Genomic DNA, 25,466 nt, shown 5'->3' on the forward strand with positions numbered 1-25,466 from the left:
TATGTGCATTTAAATTAGTGAAACGCCTTTTTAACGCTTCCCAAAACTATATCTCTATGTGTTGAAAATAATTACACTCAACGGATTAAGATAATTTTTTTAAATAAGAAAATGGCAAAATATTCAAGAATTGAAGTAGCTCAGACCATGAAAGACAACGGTATGGTTCCGTTATTCTTTCACTCTGATATTGAGCTAAGTAAAAAAGTTTTAAAAGCATGTTATGATGGAGGTTCCAGATTAATGGAATTTACAAGCAGAGGTGATTTTGCACATGAAGTTTTTGGAGCTTTAAACAAATATGCTTTAGCAGAACTTCCGGGAATGATCTTAGGAGTAGGTTCTATTACAGATGCGGCTTCGGCTTCAGTGTACATGAGTTTAGGTGCAAATTTTATTGTAACACCAGTTTTTAGAGAAGATATAGCTATAGCTTGTAATCGCAGAAAAGTGCTTTGGTCGCCGGGCTGCGGTACTTTGACAGAAATTGCAAGAGCAGAAGAATTAGGTTGCGAAATCGTAAAACTATTTCCAGCGGATACTTACGGGCCAGAGTTTATTAAAGCGATAAAAGGACCGTGCCCATGGACAAACATTATGCCTACAGGTGGTGTTTATCCAACAAAAGAGAGTTTGAGCTCTTGGTTAAATGCAGGAGCAACTTGTGTTGGTTTAGGCTCGCAATTAATTTCGAAAGATATACTAGACAATAAAGACTTCGACGGACTTACTGCAAAAGTGAAACAGGTTCTTGACATTATAAAAGATATTAGAAAATAGATTAAGGGGTAATCATGCCTAACTCCTTATTTTATAAGTTTTTTTTAGATTTTTAGAGATTGTAATTGAACATTACGCTTGAAAAATTTGGCTAGCCATTCCTCACAGCCGGCTTTATTTTATCCAATCGGGTGTAATGTTTCATTTACAATTTTAAAGGCAGAAATATTGAAATAAGGTTTATAAATGGTTATTTATAACGCATTAAAGAAAATTTAAAATGAAAAAATTAAATAGAGTAAATACAGGATTAGAAAAGTTACAGCCAATTAAGGTAGTTCAGTTTGGAGAAGGTAACTTTTTAAGAGCCTTTGTTGATTATGCTTTTGACAAATTAAATAAAGAAGTTGATTTTAATGCCGGTATTGCAGTAGTTCAGCCTTTGAAAGACGGTATGGTAAATATGATTAATGATCAGGACGGTCTTTATACCTTGTTTATGAACGGAATTAAAAAGGGTGAAAAGATACAAGATATTGTGTTGATTAATAATATTGTAAAAACTATAAACCCATATACTGAATTTGCAAATTATTTGGCTCTAGCCAAAGAAGAAGAACTTCAGTTTATTGTTTCTAATACTACAGAAGCAGGAATTGAATTTATTGAAAGTGATACTCCAGACATGCAGCCGCCAGTATCATTTCCTGCAAAATTGACGGTTTTATTATATGAAAGATTTAAGCATTTTAAAGGAGATGCTTCTAAAGGGGTTACAATAATTCCTTGTGAATTAATTGATTATAATTCTGAAACACTTAAAAAATATATTTTACAATATGTTGATTTATGGAAATTAGAAGATGCGTTTAAAACGTGGGTATCAGATGCTTGTACCTATCATAGTACTTTGGTTGACAGAATTGTTCCTGGATATCCAAGAGCTGAAATTGAAGAGTACAATAATAAATTAGATTATGAGGATAATTTAATTGTTGCGGCTGAACCTTTTTTCCTTTGGGCTATTGAAGGTGGAGATGATTTAAAAGCAAAATTGCCTTTTCATAAAACAGATTTGAATGTAAAAATCGTTGATGATATACGTCCTTTCAAAATGATTAAAGTTCGTATTTTAAATGGTGCGCATACGGCAATGGTTCCTTTTTCACTTTTGCATGGTAATAAATTAGTAATGGAAACTGTTAACGGAGATTTTACCGGAAAATTTGTTAATAGTGTTATTAGTGAAATTAGTGAAACTCTTGATATGGACAAAAATGAAATTACGGCCTATTCTGAGGAAGTAATGGACCGATTTAAAAATCCATTTATCAAACATGCACTTGCTGATATTGCTTTAAATTCTGTATCGAAATTCAAAGTAAGAGTTTTGCCTAGTTTATTAGGATATTATAATGCAAACAAAAAATTGCCTGTTAATTTGACTTTTTCATTAGCGAGTTTAATTCGTTTCTACAAAGGAACTTGGAATGGTCAAAGTTTACCAGTTAAAGATGGTGAAGATATTACAACATTCTTTAACGGACTTTGGAAGTCTGATGATTACGAGAAAATTGCTCGTTTAACATTGCAAAACAAAGGTTTCTGGGATCAGGATTTAACTGAAATTCCAGGTTTAACAAGAGCAATTACAATTGCACTAGAAGAAATAGATTCAAACGGAATTGAAGCTGGTTTTGCTAAGTTTCAAGAAAGAATAAAATAAATCCATTTTTGGGATTGGACTAAGAAATAGTCTGATTCAATAAATGAAAATCTAATGTGATCTCCTAAAATCTTTTAAAATCTGCGTGAAATTTTTTTGCGTATTGATTTTCACGCAGATTTATACGGATCAAAGCAGATTTAAACAGATTTAAGTCTAGGCTGATGAGTAAAGTTTAGAAGAAGATTTTTTTACTCAACAGTTTGAATATAAGAGAAAAACAAAAAGAACTAAGAATAAAGGTTAATTATGGCAACGCAGAAAAAATTAATAAAAGTTCACCCAACCGACAATGTTGCGGTTGCTTTGGTGGATCTTACTGCAGGCGAAGTGATTGATTTTGAAGGACAATCAATTACCGTAGAGTCTGATGTAAAAATGAAACATAAGATTGCAATGGTTCCTTTTAATGCAGGGGACAGAATCATTATGTATGGTGTTTTGGTTGGAAAAGCAAGCGCTAGAATCGAAAAAGGCGGTTTACTTTCTACAGCAAATGTAAAGCACGAGAGTGATAAAGTTACTGGTAAAACAGAAACTATTGGTTGGAATGCTCCAAATGTAGATAAATGGAAAGACAGAACGTGGCAGGGCTATCACAGAGAAGATGGGCAGGTTGGAACAGAAAATGTATGGCTGTTTTTTCCATTGGTTTTTTGTGAAAACAGAAACATTGAAATCTTAAAAGATATTTTTGAGAAGGAGTTAATGAAACCTAAAGAAAACGATTATCAATTATTGTTGCGTTCTTTGGTAAAATCAGAAACAGGTGGAGCGGGAAATCAAGAAGCTTCAAACGATGCAAACTTGTTCAATAATATTGAAGTTAAATTCATCACGCACCAAGGAGGTTGTGGTGGAATTCGTCAGGATTCTCATAGTTTAGCTAAACTTTTGGCTGGTTATGTTAATAATCCAAACGTGGCTGGAGCAACTGTGTTGAGTTTAGGATGCCAAAATCTTCAGATTTCAATTTTCAAAGAAGCTTTAGATGCGATTAATCCAAACAGTAAAAAACCTGTTTTAATTTACGATCAGCAGTCTATCGGGACAATTGAAACGATGTTAAGCAGTGTGGTAAAAGACACTTTCGAAGCGATTAAAAAAGCAAACGAAATTAAGAGAGAGCCAGCTCCATTATCTAAACTAAGAATTGGTTTAGAGTGCGGTGGATCTGACGGATTCTCTGGAATTTCTGCAAACCCAACATTGGGAGTGTTATCAGATCATTTAGTGGCTTTGGGAGGAACTACAATTCTTTCTGAATTTCCTGAATTATGTGGAGTAGAACAGGAATTAGTAAATCGTTGTATTGATGATAAGGATGGAAAACGTTTCTTAGACTTAATGCAATGGTACGAAAAAACAGTTGTAGATGCAGGTTCAGGATTTGATATGAATCCGTCTCCTGGTAACATTAAAGACGGTTTGATTACAGATGCTATGAAATCGGCTGGAGCTGCTAAAAAAGGTGGAACTTCGCCAATTACAGGTGTTTATGATTACGGAGAATATATTAACGAACCAGGTTTTACATTGTTATGTACGCCAGGAAATGACGTAGAATGTACAACGGCAATGGTAGGTTCTGGAGCCAATATGGTATTGTTTACAACAGGTTTAGGAACTCCAACAGGAAACCCGATTGCTCCAGTTGTAAAGATTTCATCAAACACACAGTTAGCAAACAAAATGTCTGATATTATCGATATTGATACTGGTGGAATTATCACTGGTGAAAAGTCTATTGATGAAATGGCTGACGAAATGTTAGAATTTATTATTGATGTTGCCAGCGGTAACATTAAAACAAAAGCAGCTATTTTAAATCAGAACGATTTTATTCCTTGGAAAAGAGGGGTGTCATTGTAATTTTTTAGGTACAAAGTTGCAGAGATGCAAAGTGACAAAGGTTTATATAGAAGACGCACAATATGGTGCGTCTTTTTTTGTGTTAGGTTTATCTATAGAGATGTACAGTAGTTTGTCTCTTGTTTTTAGAGAAAGCTTCGGAGAAGCGAAATATTTATAGCAAAAGGTTAACGGCTATAACATAAAGCTCCAGAGGAGCTTGCAAAAAAAAGCCCATCCTAAAATGAGCTTATATAACTTATATGGTGAAAAAAAAATTAAAAATTAGTTCTCGTAGAAGATTTACGAATATGTAATTCTGGAGCAAGCACTACCTTTTTTTCAATTTTGATCGCATCTGTTTTGTCGACTTGTTCTAAGAAAACTCGGGCAGACATTCTTCCCATTTCAAGTGGTGACTGATCTACAGAAGTAATAGATAGTTCCATGAATTTGGTAAAAGGTTCGTTACTGAAACCTGCAACACAAAACTCACTTGGAATACTGATATTTCTTTCTTTTAATTCTTGTATGGCGCCCAATGCAGCAAAATCACTCGAAGAAAAAATAGCATCAGGCGGAGTTTGCAATTGTAAAAGTTTGTCAACCGATTCTTTACCTGCGTCAACGCTACTTTTGGTATAAATAACGTATTCTTCTTTAAAATCAAGTCCGCTGTCTAATAAAGCTTGTTTATATCCTAAAAACCTGTTTTTAAATATGTCTAATGATTGGTCTCCAGAGAAATGAGCAATGTTTCTGCAACCTTCGTCAATTAAATGTTTTGTGGCCAAATAACCGCCTTTAAAGTCATTTATGGTTACAGAACTCACTCCGTCAATATGTTTACTTCTATCAAAAAATATCAGTGGTACATTTTTCTCCAGGACATTCCTGAAAGCGCTGTCGTTCTCGTCTGAAATGCCAGTAACCGACATCATAATGCCGTCAACCTGTGCATCTACAAGCGTGTGAAGATTTTCATTTTCTCTTTTGATGCTTTCATGAGTCTGACAGATAATAACCTGATAACCGTGGGGATAAAGCTCTTCTTCAATTCCTCGAATCACCGAGGCGAAAAAATTGCTGTCAATACGCGGCACAATAACTCCGATATTATTACTTCGGCCACTCTTTAAAGCTAGAGCCAATTTATTTTGCTTATAATTCATCGCAGCAGCAGTCTTGATAACTAGCTCACGCGTCGCCTGCTTTATTTTAGGATTATTGTTTAACGCTCTGGAAACTGTTGCAGCTGTGATGTTTAATTTTTCAGCAATATCGTAAATAGTTACTTTTTCACTCATTCAAAAAAAGTTTATCGAATTATTTTTAAACAAAAGTACATTTTTTTTCATTATGCAATGAATATTGTTATCGATTACCATAATTAAAAACTCAAACGTTTTAGATTCTACAATGATAATAAATTATCTAATTTTTTGCATTAAATGTAATTAAAATTTGTAATAAAAATTAAATATATAATTTTTTTCTAAATTAATTTGGTCTCTTAGAACAATTTTTCTACTTTCGTGTAATCGATTACATGAAACATGAAGTTTTTGATATTCAAACAAGAAAAATCTGTGCAAATGATTACAAATAAGATAGTCGCAACAAAAAAGATTCTTTTTTTAGCCTTTTTAGGACTTTTAGTGTCATCATGTGCAAGACATTCTTCTCCTGTTTCCTCAGAGAATCCATGGCAAAAAATGGATTTGGTTATAAGAAGTATTCCTCAAGTGCATTTTTCAGATAAAGTGTATAACATAAACGATTTTGGTGCTGTTGCTGACGGAAGAACGTTAAACACTTTAGCATTCCAAAAAGCAATACAAGAATGTGCTGCAAATGGTGGTGGTCGAGTTTTAGTTCCAAACGGAAAATATTTGACAGGAGCTATTCATTTAGAAAGCAATGTAAATCTGCATTTAGAAGATCATGCTGAGATTCTTTTTAGTTTAAATCCGAAAGATTATCCTATTGTTCATACTTCGTGGGAAGGTACAGAAGTGATGAATTATTCTCCGCTTATTTATGCAAAAAACAAAACCAATATTGCGGTAACAGGAAAAGGCACGCTAAACGGTCAAGCTGATAGTACCAACTGGTGGATTTGGTCTGGAGGAAAAAACTATGGCTGGAAAAAAGGAATTCCGTCTCAAAATGATCCAACAAACCGTGAAGTTTTGGTTTATATGGCAGAAAGAGGAGTGCCGGTATCAGAAAGAGTTTTTGGCGATGGACGTTATTTAAGACCAAATTTTATTGAGTTTTTTGAATGTAATACTGCTTTAGTAAAAGATATTAAAATTATCAATTCTCCATTTTGGATTTTGCATCCAATAAAAACAAACAACATGATTATTGATGGCGTAACGGTTAATAGCCATGGCCCGAACAATGATGGTTGTGATCCAGAATATTCACAAAATATTTTAATTAGAAACTGCACTTTCAATACAGGTGATGATTGTATTGCGATTAAAGCAGGGCGCGATGGTGACGGAAGAAGAGTAGCTATACCAAGTAAAAACATCATTGTGCAAAACTGTAAAATGATTGACGGTCATGGTGGTGTTGTAATTGGAAGCGAAATTTCTGCAGGAGTAAATAATGTTTTTGTAGAAAACTGTGTGATGGACAGTCCGAATTTGGATCGTGCCATTCGCATTAAAACCAATTCAAAGAGAGGCGGAATCATTGAGAATATCTATGTGCGAAACCTTGAAGTGGGAACGGTAAAAGAATGCGTCTTGAAATTAAACATGTTTTATAATGTATACGGATCTCAGACAGGGAATTTTATTCCAACCATTAGAAATGTAAGCTTAGAAAATGTGACTGTAAAAAACGGTGGTAAATACAGCGTTTGGGCAGAAGGCTATGCGGCATCTCCAGTTGAGAATATTACTTTGAAAAATGTAAAGATTCAAAAGGTTGACTCTATCTATTTGTTAAAAAACGTAAAAAACATAAATTTTATAAATACCTACATCAATGAGAAAAAAGTAGAATCTATTACGAACTAAACACTATCAATTAACCAAACTTTAAACCACATGAGTATTAAACAATTATCTAAGAAAAAAGACAAGTACTTTGTATTTTTCTTTTTCCTGAATTTCTTACTGTGCAGTTCTATATATGCACAGACAACCACAATAGAAGGGAAGATTACCGACGCTACTGGTATGTCATTGCCAGGGGTAAACATTAATGAGAAGGGAACAAAAAATGGAACTTCGACAGATTTTGAAGGAAGTTTCAAAATTAATGTATCAAACAGTAAAGCTATTTTAATAATAAGCTATTTAGGATTTCAGACACAAGAAGTAAGCGTTGCTGGAAAATCAAAAATCAATGTGACACTTGCTGAACAATCCAATTCATTAAATGAAGTTGTTGTGGTCGGATACGGATCTGTAAAAAAGACCGATCTTACCGGATCTGTTAGTACCATCAGCGCAGCAACTATTACAGAAAGAAATACTACAAGTCCATTAGAGGCAATTCAAGGAAGCACGCCAGGAGTTCAAATTTCATCTGCTTCAGGACGTGCAGGAGACGGATACAAAGTAGTGATTAGAGGAAATAACTCATTAGTGGGGTCATCGCCTTTATATATCGTAGACGGCGTTCCAGTTGATAATATTGACTTTTTGAACCCGCAGGATATTTCTAGAATGGACGTTTTAAAAGATGCTTCTTCGGCTGCAATTTATGGTTCTAGAGGAGCGAGTGGTGTTATTATCGTAACTACAAAAAGTGGTGCTAATGTTAAATCTGGAATTAACGTAACTTTTGATACTTCTTACGGAACTAAAACTGCCGCTAGAATGCCAAAAATGATGACTGGAGAAGAGTGGTGGAAATTCCATCAGGTTGCGTATATGAGTGCAACACCTCAAACACAAACGCCAGCGCAATTAGCCGCTTTAGCAGGAAATCAGAGTCCTTTATTGGTTTCTCGTGCCAACAACGGTTATAATTTTGACTGGACAGATGCTGTTCTTAAACCGGGTATGACACAAAACAATTATTTGAATGTTACAGGACGTTCAGATTCTGGTTTGAGCTATAACTTAGGATTTGGCGTTCAAAGCGATGAAGGGCTTATCGAAAATGATTCGACAGATAAATATTCTTTTAAGTTAGGATTGAACCACAAAATCAATGATAAATTTACAACGGGAGCCAACATTACGGTAGCACGTCTTGATACACAATTAGGCAGTGATTTAGCAATGCAGGATGCTTTCAGATTAAGTCCGCTAATGTCGCCTTGGGCTGTTGATGCACAAGGAAACGAAAAAGTGGGAACGCTATTTTTCCTTCCAGGGAAATTAACTTATCCTGACGGTTCATGGGCAATTAATAAAACAAGTACCGTAAACCCTTTAATGGAAATTGCCAATTCTTCTCAGACAGAAAAAACATGGCAAACAGTTGGAAACGTTTTCTTCCAATATCAGCCTTTAAAATGGCTTTCGTTCAAAACAACATTTGCAGCCGGTATCGAAAATACTGTTACCAGTGCTTCTTATAAAGCGCAAACCAATGCAGGTGTAACCTTAAATGGTAAAAACTCGGCATCAATTAAAAATTTCAACAACTTTAATTATACTTGGGATAACCAAATCGATTTGAAACACACCTTTAAAGAAGTGCATGATTTTAGTGTTTTATTATTGCAGAGTTTGTACTCAAATGTTGATGAAACGTCTTATTTATATTCAAACAATCAGCCTTTTGATGTTGGATCAAATAATATGGGATCTGGAGTTCAGACGAGTTATAACATAAGTTCAGGTTATCAAAAGAATACTTTAAGTTCTTATGCAGTTCGTTTAAATTATGCTTTTAAAGACAAATATTTATTGACAGCTTCTACAAGATGGGATGGTTCTTCTGTTCTATCTGAAGGCAATAAATGGCAGAGTTTCCCTTCTGTAGCTTTAGGATGGAAAATCAGCAAAGAATCTTTCTTAGCAAACAGTTCCGTTGTTTCAGATTTAAAACTTCGTGCGAGTTTAGGTTATACAGGAAATGACAACGTTGCGCCTTATACTTCTCAGGCTTTATTAAATCAGCAGACTTTTTATGCAAACGGAGCCAATGTGGTTTCGGGCTGGCAGTCTGAAAATTTAGCGAATCAAAACTTAACTTGGGAAAAAACACGAGAGTTAAACTTTGGTCTTGATTACGGATTCTTAAACAACAGAATTACAGGTAGCGTAGACGTTTATGATAGACTTTCAGATAAATTAATTTATAAACAAGAATTGCCTCTTGAAACAGGTTATAAAAACACATTTGCTAATGTTGGATCTGTTAGCAATAAAGGAGTAGAGGTTTTGTTAACTACAAAAAATATCAAAAGCAAAAATGTAAATTGGGAAACTACTTTCACATTTACTAAAAACGTAAACAAATTAGAGTCAATTTACAATCAGGATCAAGTAAGTGATATTGGTAATAAATTAATCTTAGGATCTGAATTGAATCCAAACTATAATTACGTTTATGATGGAGTTTGGCAGGAAAGCGAAGCGGCGCAGGCAGCATTGTACGGAATGGCTCCTGGACAAGCAAGACCAAAAGATTTGAATAATGATGGCAAATTCAACCAAGATGATAGAACTGTAATCGGAAACGCGAATCCAGACTGGCAGGGAAGTTTATATTCTAAATTGACTGTTGGTAATTTTGATTTGAATTTTTCAGTTTTAACAAGCCAAGGGCAAACGGTTTTGAGTACTTTCCACCAAAATTTTGCTGATGTGAGCGACCGTGGACGCCAGAAATTGGCAATGGATTATTTTATTCCAACAAACGGAACAGGAATCGCAGCTAATGCAAATAATGAACACCCAAGACCAGGCCCTGTTGCTACTGGAGCAGGAGCTTATTGGACTTCTTTATTTGGGTACTACAGAGACGTTTCTTACGTGAAAATTAAAAATATATCTTTAGGATACACATTGGATTCTGAATTGTTGAAAAGGCTTAAAATCAGTAATCTGAGAATTTATGTGAATGTTTTAGACCCATTTGTATTTACAGATTTTGATGGATATGATCCTGAATGGGCTGGCGCTGCTTTTGGAGTAAACCGTCCAGCATCAGTGACTACGCAATTGGGATTAAGTGTTAAATTTTAATAAAGATATCAAATGAAAAAATTCATCATATTATTAGGAATCATTGTGGGAACTTTAAGTTCTTGCAGTAATTATATAGAAGAGGAAAGTTTATCAAATGTTCCAGCTGACGGAACTTATAAAACAGCTGCTGGTTTTCAATTATTAATAAACACAAATTATGCTTGGCTTAAAAGCATTTATGGCGGAAATCCGTGGCTTTTTGAGGCAGGAACAGACATGTACGCCGAAGGAAGAACTCCAGAGCCTGCAGGTCTAAGTCAGTATACGCTTCTAATTCCATCTTCAGACAATGTTGCCGATTTGTACAGACCTTGTTATCAGTTAATTCAATCTGTGAATAAAGCAATTTATTATTCAAGTGTAACAGAACAAACTGCCAATTTGAATATGCTATTGGGAGAAGCTAGATTTTTAAGAGCTCAAGCTTATTTCTTATTAGTTCAGACCTATGGAGGTGTGCCAATTGTAAGCGAGAATATTACAACACCAGTTTTATCTTTTACAAGAAATAGTGCAGAAGAAGTGTACACACAAATTATAACAGATTTGGATTTTGCTTTAGCCAATGTTGGAACTGCTGCTTACAGTACATCTGGAAAAGTAAACAAAAGAGCGGTAAACGATTTATTGGCAAAAGTGTACTTAACAAGAGGATACGAAACTTTTGGTAAAGCAGATGATTTTTCAAAAGCTGCCTCTTATGCAGATGCTGCAATTGCGGGACAAGCCTTAAATATTCCTTTCAATCAATTATTTGTTACAACAGCGACTGGTGACAACGATTTGAATGCTGAAACTATTTTTTCAGTACAGTATGATAAAGCTTCAACAAGTACAGATCCTACAAAATTGGGTAACAGTCAGTTTTATTATTTCAGTTCATATTTAGGAGGAGCAGAAACGGGAGCGCCATTAAGAAGCTACAATTTGTGTCCTACAGATTATGCTTTAGGTTTATACGAAAAAGGCGATGCAAGATGGAATGCTACTTTTATGACTGAAATTGTAGAAGGACCCGAAACAGTAAACGGATCTACAAAGACTATTTTGTATTATCCGTACTACAGAAGTTCAAATCCGGCTACATTAAAAGTGAGACATTTTTATGAGCCAAAATGGTTTACACCTGCAGATAAAACAGCATGGATGACAGCAAACGCTTCTAGACTAGCTTCTACATTTGTATATCATCCTTGGGGAGAATATTCTGCTGCGCATACGTTAATTAAAAACTTAGACTGTTACACAATTCCAGTTAAGAAATTTGATGATGCAAATCCGACTACGCCTTCAAGTACAGGACCTGTAAGCACAAGAGATATTATTGTTTCAAGACTTGGAGAAACGTATTTAATTGCGGCAGAAGCGTATTTAAAAGCAGGAAATCCAGGAACAGGATTAGCTCGTCTAAATGAAGTAAGAAGAAGAGCAGGAGTTGCCAATGCCACTTTAGCTCAATTTAATATCGATTATATCTTAGACGAAAGAGGAAGAGAGTTATTAGGAGAGTACAAACGCTGGTTCGACTTAAAACGTACAGGAACTTTGGTTGCAAGAGCTTCAGCTTATAATTATAAAATTAAAGAAGCAAATTTTGTTGGTGTTGACGGCAAGCTTAAAATTTTAAGACCAATACCACAATCTGCTTTAGATTTAAACCAAAATAAAGATTTTCCTCAAAATCCTGGTTATTAGTAATTTGTTAGTTTTTTGAGAACTATGTTTTTTGAAGTAGTTAAAAGGGAGTTTGACTATAGGTCGAACTCCTTTCTTAACTAAAAAGTAAAGAGTAGAAATGCGAAAGTTTAAATTAATCTTAGTGTTGTTTTTTAATGTAATTGTAATGCAAAGCCAGCAGTACAAGGTCGACACGTCATATACCATTAAAAGCACTTATGCTAAATTAATTAAGAAATATCCGTTTATCACGATTCCAGAAATAAAGATAAACCCAGACGTTGAAGAAACATTCGATTTGGTTTACAATCAAGAACAAGATCGCGTTCTGCATTTTGATGCTTTTGTTAATACCAAAAAGAAAAAAAATCCTGCCGTAATTATGATTCATGGCGGAGGATGGAGATCGGGGAATAAAAATCAGATGCAGTTTTTAGGTGCAGCAATTGCAGCAAAGGGCTATTCTTGTTTTGCTATCGAATACCGATTATCACTAGAAGCAAAATACCCGACAGGAGTTATTGATGTAAAGAATGCTATAAAATTTATCAAAGACAATGCGGCGAAATTTAATGTAGATCCAAACAAAATTGCGGTTTTAGGCTGTTCTTCGGGAGGGCAAATGGCAGCTTTGATTGGTACAACAAATACGAATTCGCTTTTTGAAGATAAAAATTTTAAAAGCCGTTCATCTTCAAAAGTTCATGCGATAATTGATGTAGACGGTGTTTTGGCATTCAAACATCCAGAATCGTCAGAGGGAGATATGGCAGCATTTTGGTTGGGAGGAAAATCGGATGAGATTCCTGAAAATTGGAAAAATGCTTCAGCACTGAGCCATACGGACAAAAATACGCCGCCGATATTATATATCTGCAGCAGCATTCCGAGATTTCATGCAGGAAGAGACAATATGATTCAGATTTTGAACCAATATAAAATCTATAATGAAGTGCAGACCATTCCAGATTCGCCACATTCATTTTGGTTTTATGACCCTTGGTTTACACAGACAATCTCGTACAGCGTACGATTTTTAGATAAAATTTTTAAATAATTTAGAATACAAATGAAAGCAAAAATTACCACAGCAGTTTTATTTTTCGCGGGGTTAACAGCCATAAATGCGCAGAAATATGATATCAAAACCAATAAAACGTATGCCGAAATATCTGCAAAAACAGATGGAAAATGGGAAGGAAGAAAGTACAAAGACGGTACGGTGTTTAAAAATGTGGACCGATTAAAGTTGGCTCCAGAGCATACTGACCATTCTTTTGACATTCGTTATGAAGGGCCAGGCTGGGAAAACAACAGAATTGGATACCGTTTGTATTTAGATTGGAGAAATGCTATTGATATCTTCGGAAAAAAGACATCAGAAAATATTCTTCCAATTGTTGGTCAAGATGGTTTCGATTCTTATCACAATATGAGCGATTGGGGAGCAGATATTTTAAAAGCAGGAAAAGGAATCGGAATTGGTTCTATTGACCGTTATTTAAACAATGAAAAATTGCACTTCCGTGAAGTAGATTCAACCATTGCGACAGTGGCCAATAAGTCGAACGAATCTACAGTAAAAATAAATTACTATGGATGGAAAACAGCTTCAGACAAAATCGATTTTGTTTCAGAATTGACTATTAAACCAGATCAATTATATACGCAGCATACCATTAAAGCATCACAAGCAATCAAAGGAATTTGTACTGGAATCGTAAAACAAAAAACGGCCGAATTGCTTAAGAAAGAAAGCAAAAATAAAAAATGGGCGTATCTCGCAACTTACGGAGAACAATCTTTAGTTCCAGATAAATTAGGAATGGCAATTTTTTATGAAATTAGTACTATCGAAAACATAGCAGATACAGACTTGGATTATCTTTTGGTTTTTAAACCAACTACAAAAGCGGTGACTTTTTACCTTCTAGGTGCTTGGGAACAAGAGGTAAACGGAATCAAAACAAAAGAAGAATTTGCTCAATATTTAGATAAACAATTAGAAGTGCTAAATAAAAAAAGCAAAATGTAAAATTGTTTTTTGCCACAGATTACAGGATTAAAGAGATTAAAAAAATCTGCTGGATCTGCTAAATCTGCGTGAGAATAATTTTAACACATAGAAACATAGAATTTATTGTATTTTAAAAAAGTATCAAAAGAAGCTCGCTTCTTACATAAAGCATACTATGTTTTTTATTGTAAGTGAAACACCTTTTATTAAGTTTTCTAAACTATGAGTCTATGTGTTTAAAAAAAAAAACAGCCAAAGAATAATCCAAATAATCCATTAATCTGTGGCTAAAAAAATAAATATGATGTATAAAAAAACAGTTCTACTATTATTTCTGCTTTTCAATGTTTTTGCAATGGCACAAAATCAGACTGAGGCATCAGACAATGTAATTCCGTACGATTTAAAATGGTCAGAACGAACAGCACTTTCTATTTTAAACAAGTATCCGAATGCATGGCAGCTAGACGGAAATGATAAACCAAAATGGGATTATAAAATGGGTTTTGTATTGTCTGGTTTTGAAAAATTATATCAGAAGACCAACAATAAAAAATACCTGAATTATATTCAAGAGTATGTTGATGGAATGATTGACAGTACAGGAAACATTAAAAAATATGATGTTAAAGAATACAATATCGATTGTTTGAATCCAGGGAAACTGCTGTTTAATTTATATGATGTTACAAAAGATTCGCGCTATCTGCAGATTATCGGAAAACTGAGAAATCAGTTGGAAAGCCAACCGAGAACAGCAAGCGGAGGATTCTGGCACAAACAGATTTATCCAAACCAAATGTGGATTGACGGTTTGTATATGGCAGAACCTTTTTATGCGCAGTTTACCGTTAAGTACGAAAAAGGAAAAAGCTTAGACGATATCGCCAAACAGTTTGAATTGGTTCAAAAACATATTGTAGATCCAAAAACAGGATTGGTTTATCAAGCTTGGGATGAAAGTAAAGAGATCGCTTGGGCAGATAAACAGACAGGAACTTCGCCAACTATTTGGGGAAGAGGAATTGGCTGGTACATGGTAGCGTTGGTTGAAACGTTAGATTATTTCCCAAAATCGCATCCAAAATATAAAGTTTTGGTAGGGTACTTGAATGAGATTTCAAAAAATGTGAATCAGTTTAAAAGTGAAAATGGGTTATGGTATCAAGTTGCTGATAAACCAGAATTGTACGGGAATTATGTAGAACCATCAGCTTCTGGAATGATTATTTATGCTTTTGCAAAAGGAGCAAATAAAGGCTATTTGGCGTCAAGCTATAAAACAACTGCTAAAAAATCATTTGGCAGTTTTGTAAAAGAATTTGTGAAAGTAGATAAAAAAGGAGAAGTCAATGTCTTGAATGTTTCATCAAATGTAGGTTTGGGCGGAAAACCATTCCGTGACGGAACAAACAATTATTATCTGTCTTCCAAAACAAAAGAAAATGGTGCAATTGGCCTAGGAGCATTTTTATTAGCATCGATTGAATTAGAAAAATAGTTGAATTTAAATATATGTTGAAATGAAAAATAGTAGAAAGCACAATTACTTCATGTCGGCTCTGATGGTCTTTGTTATGACTATTACGAGTTGTAAAGTAACCTCACAGGAACCTGCAAAAGATATCGTGATTGGAAAAAATGCGAAATGGTCTGATAAAATGGCTTTGACCTTGATGAAACGCCATCCAGAATCGTATATGATTGACGATGCTAAAAAGCCAAAATGGGATTACGTTCATGCTTTAGTGCTGCATTCAATAGAAGAATTGTACAAGAAAAATCCTGATGCGAGATACAAAAATTACGTAAGAAGTTATGTGGATCAGTTTGTGCAAACAGACGGAAGCATTACTACGTATGAGTTTGATAAATACAATATTGATTTAGTATTGCCAGGACGTCTTCTTTTTGATGTATATGAAACTTCAAAAGATGAAAAATATTTAAAAGCATTACAGCTAATTCGCAAACAGCTTGCAGAACAGCCAAGAACTCAAAGCGGCGGATTCTGGCACAAACAAATCTATCCATACCAAATGTGGTTAGATGGTTTGTATATGGGAGAGCCATTCTATGCAGAATACACAGCCAATTTTGAAAATGGGAAAAGCTTTGACGATATCGCAAAACAATTTGAAGTAATTCAGCTTAAAGCTACAGATCCAAAAACGGGATTATTGTACCACGGTTGGGATGAAAGCAAACAAATGCCTTGGGCAAATAAAGAAACAGGAAACTCTCCAAATTTTTGGTCTAGATCTTTAGGCTGGTACGTAATGGCTTTGGTTGATGTTTTAGATTATATGCCAAAAGACCATCCAAAAAGAAAAGACTTGATCAAATATTTAAACAATGCTTCTGAAGCGATTCTTAAATTTCAAGATAGCAAATCAGGTTTGTGGTATCAGGTTACAGACAAAGGTGGTCAAAAAGATAACTATTTAGAAGCTTCTGGTTCGGCTATGTTTGCTTACGCATATGCAAAAGGAGTAAACAAAGGCTATTTGCCAGCTAAATTTAAAAAAGCAGCCAACAAAGCTTTTGACGGATTAACGACAGTTTTAATCAAAAAAGTAGACGAAGACGGCGGAATCACTTTAACCAACTGCTGTCAAGTGGCAGGTTTAGGAGGAAATCCTTACCGTGACGGTTCTTACGAATATTACGTAAACGAAAGAAAAAAAGACAACGATCCTAAAGCAACAGGGCCTTTTATTTTGGCTGCTATTGAGTTGAACAGATAATTGAAAATTGATAATTGATAATTGATAATTGTCAATTGTTAATTATCAATTGCAATGCCTTGCCTTGCTGAACGGAGTCGAAGCATCGCAAAGTAACTCCTCAAAGAAAAGCAAATTTAGAACCCGACAGGTTTTTAGAACCTGTCGGCTTTAAATAAAAAAAGTATAGTTAAAAATGAAAAACATAAAAATCATCCTATTCCTTTTCTGCATTATTCCTTTTCAAAAGAATACAGCACAAGTCTGGACGCCAGATAACGGAGACGGAACCTACACCAATCCTGTTATTCATGCTGATTATTCAGATCCGGATGTTGTTCGCGTAGGCGATGATTATTATATGACAGCTTCATCTTTTAACTGTATTCCGGGCTTGCCAATTTTACATTCAAAAGACTTGGTAAATTGGAAAATTATTGGGCATGCTTTGGTAAAACAGCCACCGTTTGAAACGTACGATAGCGTACAGCACGGAAACGGAGTTTGGGCGCCAAGCATTACCTTTCATAAAAATGAATTTTACATTTATTACCCAGATCCCGATTTCGGAATCTATATGATAAAAGCCAAAAAAGCAGAAGGGCCTTGGTCTGAACCGCTTTTGGTTAAAGCAGGAAAAGGATTGATCGATCCTAGTCCGCTTTGGGATACAGACGGAAAAGCGTATCTGACTCATGCCTTTGCAGGAAGCCGAGCGCAAATTAAAAGTTTGTTAGTGGTTTGCACCATGAATCCAGAAGGAACCGTTGTGAATAATGACGAAGTAATGGTGATTGACGGACATAAAGGCGAAGAAACTATTGAAGGCCCAAAATTTTACAAGCGAAATGGATATTATTACATTTTTGCTCCCGCAGGTGGCGTTCCAACAGGATGGCAGACAGTTTTAAGATCGAAAAATGTTTTCGGACCTTATGAAAAAAGGAAAGTTCTAGAACAAGGTTCGACCGCAATAAATGGTCCGCATCAAGGTGCTTGGGTTACGACACAGACAGGAGAAGACTGGTTTTTCCATTTTCAAGATAAAGGCGCTTACGGACGAATTGTGCATCTACAGCCAATGAAGTGGGTAAACGACTGGCCAGTTATGGGAGAAGATTTTGATAAAAACGGAATTGGTGAACCCGTAACCACTTATAGAAAGCCAAATGTTGGCAAAAAATATCAGATAGAAGTTCCGGCAACTTCAGATGAATTTAACGAACCTAAACTGGGATTGCAATGGCAATGGCAGGCCAACAAACAAACCAATTTCGGATTTCCGACAAGTTTAGGATATCTGAATCTGTTTTGCAACACGACAACTTCAAACATTTTTAATGCGCCAAATTTATTATTGCAAAAATTTCCAGCAGAAGAATTTACCGCTACAGCAAAACTGACTTTTAATTCTAGACTTAAAGGCGAATCAACAGGTTTGATTGTAATGGGATTAGATTACAGTTTTCTGTGTTTTAAAAATGTTGATGGAAAACTATACTTGAATCAGAAAACGGGAACTTTTGACAAAACGGTTTCAGAAACAGGAACAAAACCAATTTTTATAGAAAACAATACGATTTATCTAAGAGTTCAAATTAAGAAAGACGGAATGTGCAGTTTCTTTTACAGCCTAGACGATAAAAATTATCAGTCTATCGGAAATGATTTCAAATCTAGAGAAGGAAAATGGATTGGCGCCAAAGTCGGACTTTTTGCTTTAGGCGAAGAAATAAAAAATGATTCTGGAAATGTTGAAATAGATTGGTTTCGAATCACAAAATAAAAAAAGTGCAAAAAAGGAAGAAAAAGGTGAATTTTTTATTTTTTTTCAAAAAAACGGCTTTCATGATTTGATTCTGCTGAACGAAAATTAAAAAGCAATATCAAAACACATTTCATAAGAAAAAGATTTCTTAAATGTATATTTAAATGATTTTTCTTATAATTAAATTGAAAATGAACTTAATTTTTCACTTTTTAGAAGATAAAATAGTTCCTTACAACAAAGCATTAAAAAACGATTAAAAGATGCAATTAAAAAAAACAGCTTTAATGCTTATTCTATTTTTAAGCATTGGAATTCATGCTCAAACCACTTACAAAAGATGGCCTGACATTATTCGTAAGAGTGATGCCGCTTGGTTTGCTTCGGCGGAAGCCAAAAAAATAGCCGAAAATGTATTGCTCTACCAAAGAGACATTGGAGGCTGGCCAAAGAATATTCAAATGCAGGATGAACTGACCGAAAAGCAGAAAAAGGATTTAATTGTACTCAAAAAAACGGCCGTAGAAACGACAACAGACAACGGAGCAACTTGTCAGGAAATGCTTTTTATGTCTAGAATGTACTCGCAGGTAAAAGACGAACGTTACAGAGAATCTTTCTTAAAAGGCTTAAATTATCTGCTTGAAGCGCAATATGCAAATGGAGGCTGGCCACAGTTTTATCCGTTAAAAAAAGGCTATTATACGCACATTACTTATAATGACGATTCTATGGTTAATATTATGAATGTCATAAAAGCCGTAGCAGACGAATCGGATTATTACAGTATTAAACCATCAAAAGAAGTTGTAGAAAAATGCAGAAAAGCTTTTGATAAAGGAATCGATTGCATCTTAAAAACACAATACAAACAAAACGGAGTTTTAACGGCATGGTGCGCACAGCATGACGAAGTTACATTGGCTCTCGCAAATGCTAGAGCTTTTGAGTTGGCTTCGTTAAGCGGTTACGAATCGGCAAAAATAGTATTGCTTTTAATGTCGATTCACAAGCCTTCAAGAGAAATTGTAACAGCCGTAAAAAGTGCTGTGGAGTGGTTCGAAAAAACAAAAATCACCAATTTAGAAGAAAAAAGAGTCTTAAATGACGCTGGAAAAATTGTAGACAAAAAAATGATTCCAACCGTAAATGCAAAACCGATCTGGGCAAGATTTATGGATTTGGAAACTAATGAACCTTTCTTTTGTGACCGCGACGGAATCAAGAAAAAATCATTGGATCAAATAGGATCAGAAAGAAGAAATGGCTATTCTTGGTATTCAGACGCACCGCAAGAGGCATTGAAAAAATTTCCAGATTGGGCAGTTAAAAATGGCACCAAAGTAGGCGCTTCAGAAAAGAAAAATGTAAACTATATTACCGTAGCGCAAGACGGATCTGGAGATTATACCAAAATTCAGGATGCGGTTTATGCAACGCCAGCTTTTCCGTATGAAAAAGTGACAATCTTTGTAAAAAACGGAACGTATAACGAGAAAGTCCGAATCCCAGAATGGAATACCAACGTTGTTTTGCAAGGCGAAAGCAAAGAAAACACCATCATTACCTTTGATGATAATTTTTCGAAAATTGCACTGGGAAGAAACAGCACCTTTTATACGTACACACTTTTGGTTGAAGGAGACGATTTTTCGGCATCAAACCTAACCATTAAAAATACCTCAGGAGAACGCGGACAGGCTATAGCATTGTCGGTTACGGCAAATCGCGCCAAAATAACAAACTGTAATCTTTTAGGTAATCAAGACACTTTATACTTATCAGGAAAAGAGGCCAAACAATATTTTAAAGACTGTTATATCGAAGGCACAACCGATTTTATTTTTGGAGGCGCAACAGTTTTGTTTGAAAACTGCACTATTCACAGCATCAAAAGTTCGTATATCACAGCTGCTTCAACTCCAAAAGGAACGCCGTTTGGATTCGTTTTTAAGAATTGTAAACTCACAGCAAATCCAGAAGCAAAAGACGTTTATTTAGGAAGACCATGGCGTATTTATGCCAAAACGGTTTTTATTAATTGCGAAATGGGCGCACAAATTAAACCAGAGGGCTGGGAAAACTGGTCGAAACCTGAAGCAGAAAAAAACGCCTTTTATGCCGAATACAATTGCACAGGCGAAGGATTTCAGCCGTCAAAAAGAGTAAAATGGTCACATCAGCTTTCAAAGAAAGAAGCGGCACAATATTCTATTGAGAACATTCTTAAGGATAAGGCTGGAACATGGTATTTTTAGTATTCAGTCGCAGTCTCAGTTTACAGGACAAACTGCAATATTTTGCGGTTAATTTTTTAACGCAAAGCACACAAAGAATACGCAAAGAACACGAAGTTTTTGTAAAGGAGACAAAGGTTCAAAGGTTTTCCGTAGAGACGCACCGCAGTGCGTCTACACAAAGAGAATCGACAAAGCTCTGTGCCCTTTGACAAAGTAAATAAAGAAAAAAACTTAGCGACCTCTGCGTAAATCATAGCGCACTTTGCGGTATAAAAAAAGAAAAAATAAATCTGCGCAGATCGGCTAAAATCAGCAAAATCTGCGTGAAACAAAAAAAAATAATATTTAAAAAATGAATTTAAAATATCTTCTCTTAATACTCATCACCAGCGCATGTTTTGCACAAAACGCAGATTTTCCGTCAGCAAAAGTCGATTCTATTGTAAACAGGATAAAGCTTCCAGAAATTCCTTCTTTTCAAATCAATGTGACGAAATTAGGAGCAAAAGGAGATTCTGTTTCAGACAATAAAAAGGCTTTTGATAAAGCGATGGCATTGTGTAAAAAGAACAATGGCGGAACTATTATTGTTCCAAAAGGAACGTATAAAATAAACGGACCAATTCATTTTGTAAGCAATGTCAATTTGAAACTAGAAAAAGGTGCAAAAATAAAGTTCAGTGACAATCCAAAAGACTATTTGCCAATGGTTTTAACAAGTTGGGAAGGAACGATGCTGTATAATTACAGTCCGCTTATTTATGCCAACAACTGCAATAATATTGCCATTTCTGGCGAAGGAACAATTGATGGAGAAGGAGGAAAGACGTGGAAAACTTTTAAAGCAAAAGAAAACGAAGGCAAAAACCGTAGCCGTGACATGAATCATAATAATACTCCATTAAGCGAAAGAAAATTTGGAGAAGGCTACTTTTTAAGACCCCAGATGATTCAGTTTTTAAACTGCAAAAACATTTTAGTCGAAAATATCAGAATCGAAAATTCGCCATTCTGGTGTCTGCACCTTCTGAAATCAGAAGGCATAACCATTCGCGGCATAAGCTATAAATCACTAAATCATAACAACGACGGAATCGATCCAGAATATGCAAAAGACGTTTTAATAGAAAATGTAACTTTTGACAACGGAGACGACAATGTTGCCATAAAAGCAGGAAGAGACCACGAAGGAAGAGCCAACACAGCCACGCCAAGCCAAAATATTATCATTAGAAATTGTAATTTTAAAGGACTGCACGGAGTCGTAATCGGCAGCGAAATGTCGGCTGGAGTTCAGAATGTATTTGTAGAAAACTGCAAAACAGCAGGATATTTAAAAAGAGGCATTTATTTAAAAACCAATGCCGATCGCGGCGGATATATCAAAAATATATTTGTTAAAAACATTCAATTAGATCAAGTAGAAGATTGCCTGTACATCACAGCAAATTATCACGGAGAAGGAAAAGGCTATCAATCGGATATATCAAATGTATATTTCTCGAATATTACCTGTAACAAAGCATCAGAATCGGGAATTGTAATTCAAGGATTCACAGATAAAAAAATCAAGAATATTTCATTAAAAAACATAGAAATAAAAGAAGCTAAAAATGCCTTGTCGAACGAAAATGCAGAAAATGTCTTGATGACGGATGTTTTTATAGGCAAACGAGCGACAGTGCCAACGGCAGTTTCCAAACATTAAATTTTTACTGCAAAGTTTTTTTAACCGCAAAGTGCGCTAAGATTTACGCAAAGTTCGCTAAGTTTTTTCTTTATATTCCTTATATAAAGGGCGCAAAGCTTTGTCTTCTTAAAACTAAATCTTTGCGAACTTTGCGCTTCCTTTGCGCACTTTGCGGTTAAAAAAAACACGCAGCACTAAAAAAACACTTAGCAGTAAAACAAAAATAAAAGAAAATGAAAAAATACATCATCCTAACATTCCTCATCAGCACAGTTTGTTTTGCACAAAAAACAACCCTATACTGCATTGGCGACTCCACAATGGCCAATAAAAAAGACCCAGAAAAAAATCCAGAACACGGCTGGGCGCAGGTATTGCAACCTTTTTTCAACGAAAATGTAACCGTAATCAACAAAGCAGTAAACGGACGAAGCACTAGAAGCTTCATCAACGAAAAACGCTGGGATTCTATTTACAGCAAATTGAAAAAAGGAGATTATGTCTTTATAGAATTCGGTCATAACGATCAGAAAATAGAAGACTCTGCACGTTATACAAATCCGCATACGGCTTACAGATACAATCTGATTCGTTTTGTAAAAGAAAGCAGAGAAAAAGGAGCAATTCCTGTATTATTAACATCTATCGCTAGACGAAATTTCAATGAAAAGGGAGTTTTAGTGCCTACACATGGTGATTATCCTCTGGAAACACGTTTGGTTGCACAAGAGTATAAAGTTCCATTTATTGACATGGAGTACTATACAGAATTATTAGAACAATCTTATGGTCCTGAAAAGTCTAAGCTATTACATTTACATTATAAAGCTGGCGAAAATCAATTTTATAATAAGGAAAAAGCAGATAATACACATTTGTCATTGAAAGGAGCGACAGAAATAGCAGAGATTTTTGTTGATCAAATTAGAAAAACAAAAGAACCTTTATTAGAAAAACTTAGAAAAGAAATAAAATAGAGATTAAATTTTTTCTAAAATCCTAAACGAAAAAATACCTGCAATAAAATTTTATTACAGGTATTTTTTGTCTTTCACCTCTTTATTCTGTTATTTTTTTAGGTTTTTAGTGGAAAAATAATTATTTCGTCTAATAATACTTTTGCCCCTCGGAAAAAATTATGCAAATCCTATGTCGTATTATTTTAAGAAAATTGAAATGAACAATTGTCATTTTAGAGGTGATCTTTATTTTTTTACATTGCTAATACTGCCTTTTATTAGTAATTAGGTTTTTTCGCAAACTGTTTCAGACGTATTACTGGCTGTCAGAACAGCGGTATTGTTATGGTGAGTAGTACATGTTTATGACAGATACGGGTTGATATTCTACTAGAAGAACGGCTATGATAATGTTACGAATCCTCTTCAGGGCTTTTCAGATGGATGCGTGACAGTTGAGTATAAGGAATAAGCTTCCAACAGGAACTTATTGTTATATGCTCGAATATGACAGCACGGAAATAAAATTGAAAGCCTATCTTTAATTAGATATTCAATAGAAAGTTAATTTTTTAGTATAGTAATGGAAAAAGACAGCTTTAAAAAATTAGCTGTCTTTTTTATTTAAGAAGTGTCTTGTTATAGCATTTTTTTAATTTTTAACGGTAATCGTATTTCTCTATACCAATTTTAAAAATTAGTAATTTTTTGGGAATCTGAATATTTTTGGTTTTTGATATTTTGATTTTTTTACATAAGTGTGGGAATTTCAGATCCTCTCACTTTTTTTATTTTAAAAAAAAGAAAATAATTACTTATAAATTTAAGCTTCAGCTACAAGAATACCCTAATTTATAATTTTTAAAACTTCTAGTGGTATTTGTAAAAATACTTTCGACGGAACTTTGTATCCTCAAATTAAGTATGTTTTAGTTCGTTTTTGTTTTGATTTCCAATTGATTGTTTAGTTAACGGATTGAAAATTTAAAGAGATACTTCATTTTGAAAAAGCAAAAATCAAATTGATAATTTAAATGTTATGAAAAATAAATTACTTCCTTTACTATTTGTGTTAGGTGGTTATTCTGCCTACTCCCAAGTAGTAATAGGAAAAGTAGAGCCAAATCCTTCTGCACAGTTAGAGGTATATGCAAATAACAGAGGTGTTTTGATTCCTCAAATAAAATTAACTAGCACTACAGATCGTACTACCATTAAGGATGGAAAAAATGTAAACAGTCTTCTAGTCTTTAACACTGCGACAATTGCAGATGTGAAACCAGGTTATTACTATTGGTATATTGATAGATGGCATAGGATTGCGCTTTCTGATGAAATTGGTGCTGGAGGTAAAACTATTTCTAATACAATAGTTAACCCAACAGGTAATCTTATTATTAACTTTTCTGATGGAACTAGTATAGACGCTGGAAAAGTAAAAGGAGATCAGGGACCTCAAGGTTTGCCAGGTAAAAATGGTAATGACGGAAAAAGTATTACTGGAACAGCTATTGATGGTTCTGGAAATCTTATCATAACGTATTCAGATGGTATAACAAAAGAAGCGGGAAAAGTAAAAGGGGATAAAGGAGACAGAGGAGATAATGGAGTAGGCATTTCGGGAACGGCTGTTAATGGTTCAGGAAATCTTATTATTACGTACTCAGACGGTTCTACAAAAGATTTAGGAAAGATATTAGGTGCCAATGGCGCTAATGGACGCGATTTCAAATATGAAGATTTCACGCCAGAACAACTGTTAGCTCTTAAGGGAGACCCAGGAACTAATGGTGCAAATGGTATAGATGGGACGAATGGACGTGATTTCAGATATGAAGATTTTACCGATGCGCAGCTAGAAAACTTACGTGGGACTCAAGGTCTTCAAGGTGAGCAAGGTCTTCAAGGAGAACAGGGACTTC

At 34.8% G+C, this 25,466-nt stretch carries 15 protein-coding genes and 1 pseudogene; 15 read left to right on the forward strand and 1 reads right to left on the reverse strand.

Features of this window, described 5'->3' with window-relative positions; all coding sequences use genetic code 11:
• Positions 1-111 precede the first annotated feature (111 nt).
• From NU08_RS21255 to NU08_RS21265, 3 genes are all read left to right on the forward strand, one after another.
• Positions 112-780 carry a bifunctional 4-hydroxy-2-oxoglutarate aldolase/2-dehydro-3-deoxy-phosphogluconate aldolase gene (locus NU08_RS21255; RefSeq protein ID WP_129749048.1) on the forward strand — a complete coding sequence of 223 codons (669 nt, stop codon included), beginning with the start codon at positions 112-114 and terminating at the stop codon, positions 778-780.
• Positions 781-1,000: 220 nt separating this feature from the next.
• Entirely contained in the window at positions 1,001-2,446 is a 1,446-nt protein-coding gene (locus tag NU08_RS21260) for a tagaturonate reductase (RefSeq protein WP_129749049.1), read from the forward strand.
• Between the two features lie 249 nt (positions 2,447-2,695).
• Positions 2,696-4,318 (forward strand): UxaA family hydrolase, encoded by a 1,623-nt coding sequence (locus NU08_RS21265; protein WP_129749050.1) that lies wholly within the window; start codon positions 2,696-2,698, stop codon positions 4,316-4,318.
• A gap of 257 nt (positions 4,319-4,575) precedes the next feature.
• Here the strand turns inward: NU08_RS21265 and NU08_RS21270 are convergent, their stop codons facing one another.
• Entirely contained in the window at positions 4,576-5,604 is a 1,029-nt protein-coding gene (locus tag NU08_RS21270) for a LacI family DNA-binding transcriptional regulator (protein ID WP_129749051.1), read from the reverse strand.
• Positions 5,605-5,892: 288 nt separating this feature from the next.
• Here NU08_RS21270 and NU08_RS21275 point away from each other — a divergent pair, with 288 nt between their 5' ends.
• The 12 genes and pseudogenes from NU08_RS21275 to NU08_RS21330 form a co-directional block, all read left to right on the forward strand.
• Entirely contained in the window at positions 5,893-7,332 is a 1,440-nt protein-coding gene (locus tag NU08_RS21275) for a glycoside hydrolase family 28 protein (protein WP_129749052.1), read from the forward strand.
• Between the two features lie 30 nt (positions 7,333-7,362).
• Positions 7,363-10,464, forward strand: a complete 3,102-nt coding sequence (locus NU08_RS21280) for a SusC/RagA family TonB-linked outer membrane protein (RefSeq protein WP_129749053.1) — start codon at positions 7,363-7,365, stop codon at positions 10,462-10,464.
• A 12-nt stretch (positions 10,465-10,476) separates the two neighbouring features.
• Positions 10,477-12,162 carry a RagB/SusD family nutrient uptake outer membrane protein gene (locus NU08_RS21285; protein WP_129749054.1) on the forward strand — a complete coding sequence of 562 codons (1,686 nt, stop codon included), beginning with the start codon at positions 10,477-10,479 and terminating at the stop codon, positions 12,160-12,162.
• 100 nt (positions 12,163-12,262) lie between these two features.
• Positions 12,263-13,201 (forward strand): alpha/beta hydrolase, encoded by a 939-nt coding sequence (locus NU08_RS21290; protein WP_129749055.1) that lies wholly within the window; start codon positions 12,263-12,265, stop codon positions 13,199-13,201.
• A gap of 12 nt (positions 13,202-13,213) precedes the next feature.
• Positions 13,214-14,179: a DUF4861 family protein gene (locus NU08_RS21295; RefSeq protein ID WP_129749056.1), complete on the forward strand. Its 966-nt coding sequence runs from the start codon at positions 13,214-13,216 to the stop codon at positions 14,177-14,179.
• A gap of 283 nt (positions 14,180-14,462) precedes the next feature.
• Positions 14,463-15,662 carry a glycoside hydrolase family 105 protein gene (locus tag NU08_RS21300; protein ID WP_129749057.1) on the forward strand — a complete coding sequence of 400 codons (1,200 nt, stop codon included), beginning with the start codon at positions 14,463-14,465 and terminating at the stop codon, positions 15,660-15,662.
• A 22-nt stretch (positions 15,663-15,684) separates the two neighbouring features.
• Positions 15,685-16,908 carry a glycoside hydrolase family 105 protein gene (locus NU08_RS21305; protein WP_129749058.1) on the forward strand — a complete coding sequence of 408 codons (1,224 nt, stop codon included), beginning with the start codon at positions 15,685-15,687 and terminating at the stop codon, positions 16,906-16,908.
• Positions 16,909-17,083: 175 nt separating this feature from the next.
• Entirely contained in the window at positions 17,084-18,673 is a 1,590-nt protein-coding gene (locus NU08_RS21310; protein ID WP_129749059.1) for a glycoside hydrolase 43 family protein, read from the forward strand.
• A 245-nt stretch (positions 18,674-18,918) separates the two neighbouring features.
• On the forward strand, positions 18,919-20,913 hold the full coding sequence (pelA, locus tag NU08_RS21315) for a pectate lyase (RefSeq protein ID WP_129749060.1): 1,995 nt from the start codon (positions 18,919-18,921) through the stop codon (positions 20,911-20,913).
• 334 nt (positions 20,914-21,247) lie between these two features.
• Positions 21,248-22,603: a glycoside hydrolase family 28 protein gene (locus NU08_RS21320; RefSeq protein WP_129749061.1), complete on the forward strand. Its 1,356-nt coding sequence runs from the start codon at positions 21,248-21,250 to the stop codon at positions 22,601-22,603.
• 215 nt (positions 22,604-22,818) lie between these two features.
• The gene (locus tag NU08_RS21325; protein WP_129749062.1) at positions 22,819-23,562 is read left to right on the forward strand and encodes a rhamnogalacturonan acetylesterase; all 744 of its coding nucleotides are present in this window, start codon (positions 22,819-22,821) and stop codon (positions 23,560-23,562) included.
• A gap of 1,021 nt (positions 23,563-24,583) precedes the next feature.
• Positions 24,584-25,466: pseudogene (locus NU08_RS21330) on the forward strand (hypothetical protein); the annotation flags it as partial.

Origin of the sequence: Flavobacterium anhuiense, from assembly GCF_004151235.1 — a bacterium.
GTDB lineage: Bacteria > Bacteroidota > Bacteroidia > Flavobacteriales > Flavobacteriaceae > Flavobacterium > Flavobacterium anhuiense_A.